This is a genomic window from Streptomyces sp. NPDC093018 (genome assembly GCF_040684035.1).
GTDB lineage: Bacteria > Actinomycetota > Actinomycetes > Streptomycetales > Streptomycetaceae > Streptomyces > Streptomyces murinus.
In genome coordinates this window covers 1-13,745 of record NZ_JBFBFF010000036.1, presented here as the reverse complement: position 1 = coordinate 13,745, position 13,745 = coordinate 1, and the positions used below count along the sequence as shown (strand labels likewise).

Annotated in this window: 6 protein-coding genes; all 6 read right to left on the bottom strand. The window is 67.7% G+C overall.

Features of this window, described 5'->3' with window-relative positions; translation table 11 throughout:
- The coding region (locus AB0N90_RS37400; protein ID WP_365203928.1) for an amino acid adenylation domain-containing protein at positions 1 to 5,732 on the bottom strand (5,732 nt) is incomplete at its 3' end.
- Positions 5,733 to 5,859: 127 nt separating this feature from the next.
- A complete protein-coding gene (locus AB0N90_RS37395) occupies positions 5,860 to 6,867 on the bottom strand; it encodes a methyltransferase domain-containing protein (protein ID WP_365203927.1) in 1,008 nt (335 codons plus the stop codon).
- 26 nt (positions 6,868 to 6,893) lie between these two features.
- Positions 6,894 to 8,072 carry a nitric oxide synthase oxygenase gene (locus AB0N90_RS37390; RefSeq protein ID WP_365203925.1) on the bottom strand — a complete coding sequence of 393 codons (1,179 nt, stop codon included), beginning with the start codon at positions 8,070 to 8,072 and terminating at the stop codon, positions 6,894 to 6,896.
- Positions 8,073 to 8,090: 18 nt separating this feature from the next.
- Positions 8,091 to 9,311: a 4-nitrotryptophan synthase gene (gene txtE, locus AB0N90_RS37385; protein ID WP_365203923.1), complete on the bottom strand. Its 1,221-nt coding sequence runs from the start codon at positions 9,309 to 9,311 to the stop codon at positions 8,091 to 8,093.
- A 47-nt stretch (positions 9,312 to 9,358) separates the two neighbouring features.
- Positions 9,359 to 9,577, bottom strand: coding sequence for an MbtH family NRPS accessory protein (locus AB0N90_RS37380; protein WP_365203922.1), 219 nt, complete (start codon positions 9,575 to 9,577; stop codon positions 9,359 to 9,361).
- The coding region (locus tag AB0N90_RS37375; protein ID WP_365203920.1) for an amino acid adenylation domain-containing protein at positions 9,561 to 13,745 on the bottom strand (4,185 nt) is incomplete at its 5' end. The genes AB0N90_RS37375 and AB0N90_RS37380, both read right to left, overlap by 17 nt.

Below are 13,745 nucleotides of genomic sequence, written 5' to 3'. Positions count from 1 at the left end.
GCCACCAGCCGCTTGTCTCCGGGGCGGTCTTCGCGTACCGCGACCACGGCCTGGGCGACCGCCTTCTCACGCAGTATCACCGCCTCGACCTCGGCGGGCTCGATCCGGAAGCCGCGCAGTTTTACCTGCGTGTCGGCCCGGCCGATGAACTCGACCCGTCCGTCGTGGTTCCACCGTGCCAGGTCGCCCGTCCGGTACATGCGTCGGCCCGCCGCACCGAAGGGGTCCGCGACAAACCGCTCGGCCGTCAGTCCCGCACGGCCCACATACCCCCTCGCCAGATGCGACCCGGTCACATACAGCTCACCGACGGCACCCGGCGGGACGAGGCGCAGAGCCTCGTCCAGGATGTAGACACCGGTATTGGCCAGCGGGGTTCCGATGGGCAGCGCCCGCGGACGACCCACCGTCCTGTCCACTCGGTGCACCATGGCGAAGACAGTGGTCTCCGTCGGACCGTAACCATTGTGGACAGCGATGTCCGGGCAGTGCGCGAGTACCCGGCGCACCGCCTCCGGAGAAACGACGTCCCCACCCGCCCACACCTCCCGAACCTCGCGGAATCCCTGCGGGTTCTCCTCGGCGAGCACATGGAACAGACCCGCGGTCAAGAACAGCGCCGGCACCTTGCGATCGGTCAGCAACCGGCCCAGCGCGGACGAATCCAGCATCCCGGGTGGCGCCACCTCCACGCATCCGCCCTGCAACAGCGGACCCCATATCTCTATGGTCGACGCGTCGAAGGCCGGCGACGAGTACTGGAGCATGCGCTCGGCCACGCCGTGGGCGAACACCTCGTCACGCACCAGCTCCGCGATGTTGCGGTGCGTGTTGCCCGATCCCTTCGGCACTCCCGTCGACCCGGACGTGAACATCACATAGGCGAGCTGATCGGGATGCACCCGCACGTCCGGCGGTGGCGTCACGGAGTCACCCGGCCGCCACCGTTCCAGCGGTGGCACCTGCAACACCGGCACCCAGTCCGGCAACTGGGAGCCGGGCACATCACGATCGGTCAGCACCATCGCCGCAGATGCCTGCCGCAGGATGTCCTCGATCCGGGCCTTGGGATACCGGGTGTCCAGGGGGACGTAGGCCCCACCGGCCTTCAGCACCGCCAGCATCGACACCAGCGCCTCGACACTTCGGTCCTGCCACAAGGCGACCCGGGTCTCGGGACCGATCCCCGCCGCGACGAGCCGCCGGGCCAGACGATTCGCCTGCTCCTCGAACTCCGCGAACGTCACCGTACGCTCACCGCACACGACGGCGGGCGCGTACGGCCGATCAACGGCGTGCGCCCGAACGACCTCCGGCAAAGACGCCGTCCGGGCCGGCAGCTCACCGTGGCCCGCTCCCGACAGCCACTGTCGCTCGCCGGGTGTGAGCACATCGATGTCGCCGATCGACTGATCCGGCGTCTCCACCACACCGGCCACGAACCGCACGATCCGTTCACCGAACGCGCGAACGGTGGATTCGTCGAAGATGTCGGTGGCGTAGTCGATGCTCAGATCCAGACCACCGGGCCGGGCCGCCTCCAGCCGGTGCTCCCGGAAGTTGACGGTCAGATCGAACCGGGCCACGCCGGCGGGGGTCTCCTCCGCGTCCGAGGTCAGGCCTGGCATCGCCGGCCCGGGGATGACCGCGTCAGCGAGGGTGAGCATCGTCTGGAAGAGGGGATGGCGGGAGGCGGAGCGTTCGGGGCTCAGTTCTTCGACGAGGCGTTCGAACGGCAGGTCCTGATGGGCCCAGGCAGCCAGGTCGGCTTCCCGGACCCGGGCCAGCAGCTGCCTGAAGCCGGGGTCACCGCTGGTGTCGGTGCGCAGCACCAGGGTGTTCACGAAGAACCCGACCAGCTCGTGCAGGGCGACGTCGTGCCGGCCGGCGACCGGTGAGCCGAGTGGGATGTCGTTTCCAGCGCCGCTGAGGGTGAGCACCGCGGCGGTGGCCGCTTGGACGGCCATGAACAGCGAGGCGTCGCAGGTGCGGCACAACCGCACCAGCCGCTCGTGCACGGCGGCATCGATGTGCAGCTCGACGCGGCCGCCCCGATAGGTCGCCACCGGAGGCCGGGGTCGGTCGGCCGGCAGTGTCGCCTCCAGCGGCAGATCGGTCAGCGCGTCCCGCCAGAAGCCGATCTGACGTGACACCGGACTGCCGGGGTCTCCGGCGTCGCCGAGCAGGTCCCGTTGCCACGACGCGTAGTCGGCGTACTGCACCGGCAACGGCGCCCACCCCGGCGCCCGCCCTGCCACCCGTGCCGCGTACGCCGCCGCCAGATCCCGCAGCAACGGCGTGTTCGACCACCCGTCAGAGGCTATGTGATGCACCACCAACGACAACACACACTCATCCGGACCCGTTTCCACCAACGTGGCCCGCACCGGCACCTCCCGCGCCAGGTCGAACACGTGCCGCGCCGAATCCCGCAGCACCGCCCCCGACTCGGCCTCGGAAGTCACCACGACACGCAGATCCAGCTCCACCTCGGCAGGCGCCAGCACCCGCTGGACCGGCCCGCTTTCACCCACGGGAAACACCGTCCGCAGACTCTCGTGGCGCCCCACCACATCGACCAGTGCGGCCGCCAGCGCCGTCCGGTCCAATTCCCCGCGCAAACGGATCGCCAACGGAATGTTGTACGTCGAGCCGCCCTCCAGCTGCGCCAGGAACCACAACCGCTGCTGCGCGAACGACAACGGCAGGGGATCCGGACGAGGTACCACCGGCTCCAGGACCGGCCGTAGGGCCGACTCGCCCACCGCGACCAGAGCCGCCATGCGGGCGACTGAGGGGCGACTGAAGACCTCCCGCACCGTCACATCGACGTCGAACGCCGCCCGTATCCGGCTGACCAGTCGGGTCGCGGACAGTGAGTGGCCGCCGAGTTCGAAGAAGTTGTCGTCGATGCCGACGCGTTCGAGGTCCAGTACGTCTGCGAAGAGGCCGCACAGGATTTCCTCCACGGGATTGCGTGGGGCGCGGCCGGTTCCGCCGCCGAGTTCCGGTGCGGGCAATGCCGCGCGGTCGACCTTGCCGTTGACCGTGAGTGGCAGGGCGTCGAGTACGACGAATGCGGACGGCACCATGAACTCCGGCAGTACCGTGGCAAGCGAGTGGCGAAGCGCGTCCAGGTCGATGTCGGTGTTCTCACCCGGTACGAGGTAGGCCACCAGCCGCTTGTCTCCGGGGCGGTCTTCGCGTACCGCGACCACGGCCTGGGCGACCGCCTTCTCACGCAGTATCACCGCCTCGACCTCGGCGGGCTCGATCCGGAAGCCGCGCAGTTTTACCTGCGTGTCGGCCCGGCCGATGAACTCGACCCGTCCGTCGTGGTTCCACCGTGCCAGGTCGCCCGTCCGGTACATGCGTCGGCCCGCCGCACCGAAGGGGTCCGCGACAAACCGCTCGGCCGTCAGACCCGCACGGCCCACATACCCCCTCGCCAGATGCGACCCGGCCACATACAGCTCACCCACGATGCCAGGGGCAGCGGGGGCGAGGGACTCGTCGAGGACGTAGAGCGCGGTGTTGGCCATGGGACGGCCCAGGTGGAGTGCCGCGACCGGGCGTGCCCGAGGTTCGAAGGTCTGGTAGCTGCAGAAGACCGTCGTCTCCGTCGGACCGTAGACGTGGACGACGGTGGTGTCCGGGCAGGCGTCGAGGACGCGGCGAAGCGCCGCGGTCGACAGCACGTCGCCGCCGGTCCAGATCTCACTCACCGCGGCGAGGGCCTCGACGTGCTCCTGTGCCATGGCGTCGAACAGGGCGGTGGTCAGATAGAGGGCGGTGATGTCGTGCTCCGCCACGGCTCCCGCCAGATCGCCGAGGTCGATCTTGTCGCCGGTCAGGACCGTCAGACCACCCCCGTGCAGCAGCGGTACCCACATCTCGTAGGTCGAGGAGTCGAAAGCGGGCGGCGAATACGCGAGCACCCGGTGGTGCCGTGCCGCGTCCCAGCAGGGATCGAGGGCGAGCTCGGCCACGTTGCGGTGCGTGTTGGCGACACCCTTGGGCGTACCGGTGGAGCCCGAGGTGTACATCACGTACGCCAACTGATCCGGGTGCACGTCGACATGCGGTGCGCCGGGGTCTCCCGCGACGGCCGCGGCTTCGCCCGCCGCAACGCGAGCCAGTGGGATGTCGCAGGTGAAAGGCAGTTCGGCCGGTTGTCGGTCCGTGAGCAACAGTGTCGCTCCGGCGTCCGTGAGGATCCAGGCGAGTCGCTGGGCGGGCTGGCGCGGGTCGAGCGGCACATATGCCGCGCCTGCCTTGAGCACGGCCAGCTCGGCGATGATCAGCTCGGCGGAGCGGCCCAGATAGAGGGCCACGTTGTCACCTGGCCGCACTCCGAGGCCGATGATGAGGCGGGCGAGCCGGTTGGCTGCCGCGTCCAGGCCGGCGTAGGTGAGCGTACGTCCCTCGCAGACGACGGCGACCGCGTCGGGCGTCCGGGCTCTCTGCTCGGTGAACAGGTGGTGCAGCGGCGCCCGCGGAAGCGGCTCGGTGGTGTCGTTGTAGTCGACGAGCAGGCGGTGGCGCAGCGATGCGCCGAGCCAGTCGATGGCGCCGACTCGCACCTCCGGGTCGGTGGCCACCACGGCCAGGGCGCGGGTGAGCAGATCCGCGGCGGTTCGAGCCGTTCCGGCTGCCAGCCGGTCGGCCCGGTGGACCAGTTCGACGCTGGGCGGCGCGCCTTCGGGGGCGGTCCGCACGACGAGGGTGGCGGCGTGGTGCGTGGTGTCGCGCAGCCGTACGCCGATCACGGCCGGGCCGGCGGGCTCGCCGTCCCCCGTCTCGCCGAGACCGAGCGCAGCGGGATCCCAACGACGGGTGTCGACGATGACCGCGGTGTCGAAGACGGAGCCCGCGAGCCCCGACCTCTCCTTGAGCGTCGTGGCAGTCGCATGGTGGTGGGCGGCCAGGAGCGCGTTGCGCGCGTCGGTGCGCCGGACAACGTCGGCGAACGCGTCGTGCGGCTCGGCCGCGATCCGGACGGGAAGGTCGTCGGCGTCGCCGAGAACTGCTTCCCAGCGGTTCTTCAGCTTCATGCACACCACAGCCCAGACGGTCTGGTAGAGCGCTTCGGGTGCAACGCCGAGACGGCCGGGAAGCGAGCCGAGATCGGTCGGGACGGGCACGGACAGCGACTCGGATCGGGGCCGCGGCTCTCGAATCGAGACGGTCGCGGCCGAGTGGCCGAGCAGGCAGGGTTCGCCGAGGTCGCGCAGCGCTTCCCGCCTGGCGGGGTGTGTGTCGGCCTCCGGCGACGTTCCGTGCGCCCACTCCCGCGGGTCACCGCCGAGCAGGGTGGCGAGGGTGTCGTAGGCGGCTCGGAGGGTGAGCACCGCGCGATCGCCGGTGAGGACGAGGTGGTGACGCGAGCCCTGCCCGGTCGTCATGACGACCAGGCGCAGCAGAGGTTCGTCACCCGTGGGGTCGACACCGCGTTCCCATTCCTCGTCTGCCACCCGCTGGACCGTCGCGTCGCCCTCGGCGCCCACCGAGACGTGTCGCTGAACCAAGGGCAGGCGGGCCTCAAGGCGGGCGACACGCACCGGGCCGCCCATGGCGTCGCGGTCGGAGCGGGCGAGCAGTTCGGGACGCGCACGGGCGATCCGGCCGGCGCGGGTGCTGAGCTCCTCCAGGTCGAGGTGACCGTCCACCGTGAGCACGACCTGCGTGGTGCCGAGGCCACGCAGATTCCGCTCGCCTTCCGCATGGAACAACAGACCCTCTTGGGCAGCCGTCACCGGCGGGAGACTTGCGTCGTGCGGATCTGGCATCTTGCCACCTTCTCGGAGCGTGGTTGTCTGACGGTGTGGGGCGTGCGTCGAACTGGCTGCGGGAGTCAGGTCACGCGGGTTCGAGTTCGAAAATGACCTCTCCGACCGTCATGTCGATCACGTGCTTGTGCCGTATCCTCCAACCGCTTTCCGCGAATGCGGACTCCCAGTCGGCGACGGTGGGGAGGAAGGTGCCCATCATGTCGTGAGCCACCTCGAAGCCGAGAGTGAAAACGGGCAACTCGTCGTCGGGGGTGCCGACTGTCCTCGTCGCGTCGCCGAGCAGGAACCGCTTGACGTCGGGGAACATGTCACGAATGCGGGCGAGGGTGGCGACGCAACGTTCCCGCGGCCAGAAATCGTGTCCCATCATGAAGCACGTCAGCAATTCGACCTCGGTGAACTCGGGACGCCGATCCATTGTTCGCACATCGGCGGTGACGAACGTCAGCCGGTCGGAGAGCCCGGCACCGACGGCGTCCGTCTCGGCTACCTTCAGCGAGTCGGCGGCGATGTCGATGCCGATCCCGTTGGCCTTCGGATGGCGTTGAAGGATCTTGATGAGCCGATCGCCGTTGCCGCATCCGAGGTCGGCGACCATGGTGAAATCGAAGTCGATCCCGTCGACGGCCGACCAGAACCAGGGATCGTAGGTGAGCGCGTTGATCTCGCGGCACGCGTAGGTGACTGCCGCTGGATCTCGTGGATCGAGCTCGCCGCTGCGGTGCTGGTTCTGGAGAACCAGCGGCATCCGGCGGAACAACTCCCCACTTCCCCTGGTGAGCCAGTGAAAGAACGATCGTGTTTGCTGGATTTCGGCGAAGTCCGCCGTGGGGGTCACCCTCGTGCCGTCCCTTTCCACGATCTTCACCGCGGCCAGCGCCCTGAACATCGCGAGGGTCGACGCCGGGTCCAGGTCGTTGCGGGCCGCGAACTCGTGGGCGTCCAGCACCCCCTTGTCGTGCAGCTCGTCCAGCGCGCCCAACTCCCAAGCGGCTGCGATGGCCGATGCGGCGACGGCGGAATTGTAGAGCTGCGCCGCTGTCTTCCACGAGCGGGCCTGCTCCGCGTCGATCATTGCTGTTCTCCTGATTGCTGTGGTGGTCAGTGTGCGTGCGGGCATTGCCCCCGACTGCGAGCCCGGGCCTCGTCGTCGAGGTAGAAATTGGGGCGTTGCTCGATTTGGTCGTAGTAGCGATGGAATACAGGTGTGATGCCGCCGGATATCGGGGGAACGATCCAGCTCCAGTCCGCTGACACAGTGCGGCCGTTGCGTTCTTCCCGGGCCAAGTGGCTGAGGAAGAGGCGGGATTCGGTGTGATGGTCGCTGATCGTGACACCGGCAGCGGTGAAGGAATGCAATACGGCGACGTTGAGCTCGACCAGCGCGCGGTCACGCCACAAGGTGGTTTCACTGCTGGTGTCCAGGCCGAGGCAGTCGGCGATGGTCGGCAAGAGGTTGAACCGGTCCTCGTCGACCAGGTTGCGCGCGCCGATCTCCGTGCCCATGTACCAGCCGTTGAACGGGGCCAGGGGATAGTCGATTCCTCCGATGCGCAGGCGCATGTTCGAAATCGCCGGCACGGCGTACCAGCGCAACGCGAGATCCGCGATCTGCGGATGGTCCGGGTGGGTGATGGGCACCTGGCGGATCAGATCGGACGGCAGCTCGAAAATCTGCGGCTTGTCGCCGGCGGCCTCGATGACCAACGGCAACACGTCGAAGGGGCCTTGAGGGGCCTGCCAGCCCAGCTTGCGGACGACGTCGGTGAAGTCGAGGCTCGCCGCGTCACCGAGAACGGTCCCGTCCTGCTGACGGTAGCCGGCGTACTGGATGAGCTGGGCGTTCCACACTCTGGCGGCAGGCCGCCCCGGGGTGTCGGGGGCGAAGATCGAGATGACCGGGCGGATGCGTCCGGCGTTCGTTGCTTGACGCAGGTGGTCACAGAGGTGCCGGTGAATCTCCTCGGGCGTTGTCACGTCCCGCCGGTCCACCACACGAAGGCTGTTCCAGTAGGCCCGGCCGATACAGCGGCTGGAGTTGCGCCAGGCCACCCGGGCGCCGAAGGCCAGCTCCTCGGAGGTGTGCCGGTAGGTGCCCGTGGCATCGATCTCGGCGACGACCTGCCCCAGACGCTCTGTGAACGGGACAGGTCGCCGAGGCTGCTCAGCGTGGAACTGGCGTAGGAACTCCTCCGCTTCGCCGAAGTCGGCGGTACTGCTGCTCGCGACGGACGACGTGTACCGGTCAGGACTGCCGGCCAGGAGCGGTTCGGTATCCATGGGCTTCCTCGGGGCTCGTCAGCCCAGGTTCAAGGGAAGGGACCGCAGCGACCGGAACTCGAGGTTGCTGTTCCAGTCGGGCTTGCCCGCCGGCCGGATCATCGGGAAACGCTCGAACAGGGAAACGAAGAACCACTTGATTTCGAGGCTGGCGATCTGGCGGCCGAGACATGCGTGCGGCCCGTAGCCGAACGACAGGTTCTTACCGCTGTTCTTCCGGTCGAGGTCGAACGTGTCCGGGTTCTCGAAAACGCTCGGATCCCGGTTCGCCGCCCCCAGGAACAGGGCGACCCGCTGTCCCGCCTTGATGCGGACATCACGCAGTTCCACGTCCGTCCCCGCGACACGCCAGGTGAACTGGTTCGACGCGTTATAACGCACCACCTCGTTCGCCACGTTGTCGACGCACGCGGGGCTCTCCAGGAAACGCGCGATCTGCTCGGGGTTCGTCGCGAACGCGAGCGTGCCGCTGCCGAGGGATCCCGGCGTCGTGGGTGCGAACAGCGCGATCAGCAGGAGGACCAGCTGATGCACGGTCTGCTCCGGCGTGACCTCGGTCTGGTCCGCGAGACCTGCCGCGAGACGGGCGATGACCGTGTCCGCGACGACCTTGCCCCGCTTCCCCTGAACGAGTTCGAGCGCGTAGGTGTGCAGGTCCGTGAGGTGTTCGAGCAGGTCGTCGAGCTCTACCGGCTGCTCCTTCGGCCCTGACCAGTAGGTCATCACCTTGTTCACGCTCGGCACCACGGTGTCGAGGTCCTCTTCGGGAACTCCGAAGGCGTGTACAGCGGCGTTCACGGGGAGCTTTTCGGCCAGCTCGGTGACGGCGTCGATGACCTTCGCATCGTCCGGAACGTCGGCTATCAGATCGTCGGCGACACGCTTGATGACCTGGCTGTAGTACTCGTGGGCTGCCCGCGTGAAGCCGGTGAGCGTGGACTTCCTCAGCGCGCCGTGACGCGGAGCGTCCGTGTACATCATGACATTGCTGGTGAACCGGTGATAGATGTTGTCGGCCGGCAGTGCGCGACCGTCGAACTTGCCGCTGAGAATCTCTTCCATGCGTTCGGCCTTGAACCGGGAGTCCTGCAGTACGCTCGCGCAGTCCTCGTGCCTCAATACGGCCCATGCGTTCAAACCCTCACACCAGTGGACCGGCTCGCGCTCCGCAAGGTCCGCATAGACCGGGTAGGGGTTCGGGATGATTTCAGGATTCGACAGCGGTGACAGATTTCCCATGGAATGCTCCTTGGAATTCGAGACGAACGGCTGACTTCGGCTTTCGGCTACTGGGGCGGGTTGTCCATGGCGTCGACCAGACTCTTGGGTCGCATGTCCGTCCATGTCTCTTCGATGAAGTTCACGACCGATTGCCTGTCCGATGGACCGCGCGTCACGGTCCATCCCGCGGGAACCTCGATCGTGGTGGGCCACAGCGAGTATTGACCCTCCGAATTGACGAGAGCGTAGTATTCGACATCGTCTCGCTCAAACGGATTCTTCATGCCGGTTTCCCTCCAGTTCACACAATCTGGCCACCAAAGTTTTGGCGATGACCGACAGCGGCTCGGGAGACATCATTTCCCCGTGTGTGCAGTCGATTCTCTGTACGTGCACCTGTCCGGTGCAATATCGCGCCCACAGTGCTGCGGCGTCTGCTGAACCGCGTTCATTGTCGCCGACGGCAGAATAAAGGTGAAGGTCCCCGGACATGCGGCCGACCGAACGAGGAAGGCTGCCGATCCGAGCCGAGTTAAGGGCTACCTCGAGAACTCTATGCACCTGTTCCTGTGCCAAAGACCCCAGCGTGCTCATCTTTTTCTGCATGACCGCGACGGCCTGGTCCATGCTGGGGGATTCACGCAGGCTCCCGGCCTCCGCTCCAAAGGCCTCCATGATCACCTTGAGAACAACTTCAGGGTGGTCGGATTCCCCTTGCAGAGGAGCAGGATGCGGAGAGGAGTCAAGCATGGCGAGAAACTCGACGTCATGGCCGCGATTCTGAAGTTCTACCGCCATGGCATGGGCCGTGGTTCCTCCGAGGGACCAGCCGACCAGGCGGTACGGACCATCCTTCTGAATCGCCAGGATTTCGTCAACATAGTTGCGAGTCATTTCCTCGATGGACTGAGGCAGCGGGCCGTCCTCGTTCAGCCCGCGGGCCTGGATTCCGTACAGCGGATAATCCGGTCCGAAGTGCTGGAGCAATCCGGAATAACACCAGCTGGTACCACCGACCGGGTGCACGCAGAAGATCGGGCGGCGTCTTCCGGTGGAGCGGAGAGGAAGAACAGGGCTGAGCGCGTCATCCGAGGCAGGGAGGTGCAGCTGTCGGCTCAGGGCGGCCACGGTGGGAGCCTGGAAGAGCGTGCGCACGGAGATCTCGGTGTTCAGCACCGCGCGGATGCGGCTGAGCAATCGGGTCGCGAGCAGTGAGTGCCCGCCCAGGTCGAAGAACCCGTCGTCGACGGACACCTTGTCAAGACCGAGAACCTCGGCGAACAGCGCGCACAGCACCTTCTCGTGTTCCGTGCGCGGAGCCCGCCTGTGGGCGGTGGAGTAGTCCGGCGCGGGCAACCGCCGGCGGTCGAGCTTCCTGTTCGCGGTCAGCGGCAGCGCCTCCAGTACCACCACCGCCGAGGGCACCATGTACTCCGGCAGCATCGCCGCGGCACGCTCGCGTACCGCGGCCGGATCCACCGCCGTGCCGGCGGCCGCGACCACGTACGCGACGATCCGCTGGTCACCGGGGCGGTCCTCCCGCACCACCACGACCGACTGGCCGACCTCCGCGTCCTTCAGCAGCACCGACTCGATCTCACCCAGCTCGATGCGGAACCCGCGCACCTTCACCTGGTCGTCCACCCGCCCCAGGAACGCCAGATACCCCTGCGCGTGCCACCGCACCAGATCGCCGGTGCGGTACATCCGCGACCCCGCCGGACCGAACGGATTCGCCACGAACCGGCCCGCGGTCAACCCCGGTCGGTTCAGGTACCCACGAGCCAGCCCCGCACCCGCGACGTACAACTCGCCCGCGACTCCCACCGGAACCGGCCGCAACCTCTCGTCCAGCACGAACACCCGCGTGTTGCACACCGGTCGGCCGATGGGAATGTCGTCCACGTGCTCACCCTCGGTGAGTCCCTCGAAGATCCAGGACGCCACGTCGACGGTCGCTTCCGTAGGGCCGTATGCGTTGACCATCCTCCGGCCCGGCGCCCAGCGCGCCACCAACTCGGCGGACAACGCCTCGCTGCCCGTGATCAGCACCCTCAGGTCCGGCAACCGCGTGTGGGGAAGGCTGCTCAGCACTGCGGGAGGGATATGAGCGTGAGTGACTTCGTTCTCGCGCATGAAGTCGCTGAGGGAATCTCCGTACATCGTCGCCGGAGGAAGGAGCAGCCGTGCCCCGGACAGCAGTGAAAGGCAGTATTCGGAAACGGTCACGTCGAAGCTGAGGGAGGCGAACTGGAGGACTCTGCTGTCGGGGTCGATGTCGTAGCGGTCGGCGTGGTTGGCGGCGAGGCTCGCGATCCCCTGGTGGGTGACCGTGACGCCCTTGGGACGTCCGGTGGAGCCCGAGGTGTAGATGACGTAGGCGGGATGAGCCAGGGACAGCGGTGCGCGACGGTCCCGGTCGACGGGATCGGTGTCCGGCTGGGCGGCGAGGACCGTCTCGACAGCGGGATCGTCCAGTGCCAGCACCTTGGTGCCGGCGGGCAAGCCGGGTGCCGTGCCGGCGGCGGTGATCACACACACGGGGGCGGCGTCATCGAGCATGAACGAGATCCGCTCGGGCGGATACTCGGTGTCGATCGGCAGGTACGCCGCGCCCGCCTTGAGCACTGCCAGCAACGCCACGATCATCCGCGCCGACCGCGGCATCGCCAGCCCGACCACGTCCTCGGGGCCGATGCCGCGGCTGATCAGGTGGTGGGCGAGGCGGTTGGCCCAGGCGTTCAGTCCGGCATAGGTCAGCTCGGTGTCCTTGTGGACCACCGCCACGCTGTCCGGTACCGCAGCCGCCCTGGCCTCGAAGAGCTCGGGCAATGTGGCCGCAGGAACCTCACGGCCGGTTCCGTTCCACTCCACCAGCATCCGCCGCCGCTCCTGCGGGGTGAGGATGTCGGCCGCGCTGACGCGGCCCTCGGGGTCGTGGGCGAGGGCGGTGAGCATGCGGGTCAGCCACTGACACATGCTCTCCGCGGTGGCCTGGTCGAACAGTTCAGTGGCGTACTCCAGCGCCCCGGACAGTCCGCCATCCCTTGTCTCTCCCACGGTCAGCGCGAGATCGATCTTGGCGCCGGACTGGGCGATCGGCCACTCGTGGACCTCCAGGTCGTGGAGGAGGGTGGCGTGATGGTCGTTGTTCTGGAGAACGAGCATGACCTGGAAAAGGGGGTGGTGGGACAGGCTCCGGGGCGGGTTGAGGATTTCGACGAGTCGTTCGAAGGGGAGGTCCTGGTGGGCGTAGGCGGCCAGGTCGCTCTCGCGGACCCGGTCCAGGAGCTCGGCGAAGGTGGGATCCCCGGAGGTGTCCGTGCGCAGGACGAGGGTGTTGACGAAGAAGCCGACCAGGTCGTTGAGGACGTCGTCCCCGCGCCCGGCCACCGCTGATCCGATCGGAATGTCCGTGCCGGCGCCGAGACGGGTCAGGAGCGCGGCGAACGCGGCCTGCAAGACCATGTACAGGGTGCAGCCGCGGGCCCTGGCCACCTCCATCAGCCGGCTGTGCAGTCCGGCATCGATGGTGAAGGGGACGGAGGCACCGCCATGGCCGGACACCGCCGGGCGGGGCCGGTCGGTGGGCAGTTCCAGCAGTTCCGGTGCCCCGGCCAGGGCTTGGCGCCAGAATGCGGACTGCTGATGCAACACGCTGTCCGGGTCGTCCTCCGCGCCGAGGAGCTCACGCTGCCACAGCGCGTAATCGGCGTAGTGGACCGGGAGTTGCTCCCACATGGGCACCTGGTCCTGGCAGCGGGCGGCATAAGCCGTCGACAGGTCTCGCATCAGCAGCCCGTTCGACCAGCCGTCACTGACCATGTGGTGCTTCAAGAGCAGCAACACGGACTCGTCCTCGGCCAGGGTGAACAGCCACGCCCGCACCAACAGATCGGTGGCCAGGTCGAAGTGGTGGCCGGCCGCCGCCTCCATGGCCCGGGCCAGACCTTGCTCGTCGGCAGCGGTGACCTCCAGCTCCGGCACCGCCTCGGCGGCGGGGAGCACCTGCTGGAAGGGTTCACCGTCCTGTTCGGGAAACACGGTGCGCAGGGCCTCGTGCCGGTCCACCACATCGGACAGCGCCGCTCGCAGCGCCGGAAGGTTCACCCGCCCCGACAGACGCAAGGCCCACGGAGAGTTGTAGGAGGGCCCCTCCATCTGGGCCAGGAACCACAGCCTGCGTTGTGAGGCGGACAGCGGCAGTCGGGTGGGGCGGGGCTGTGATCCGAGTTCCGGCCGGGTCCGGCCGGTGTGGAGGTTGTCGGTGATGCCTGCGATGGTGGGGGCCTGGAACAGGTTGCGGATGCTCAGTTCGGCGCCGAGTACGGCGCGGATGCGGCTGATCAGCCGCATTGCGAGCAGTGAGTGGCCGCCGAGGTCGAAGAAGTTGTCGTCGATTCCGGCGTCGCTGATGCCGAGTATGTCGGCGAACAGGCCGCAGAGGATCTC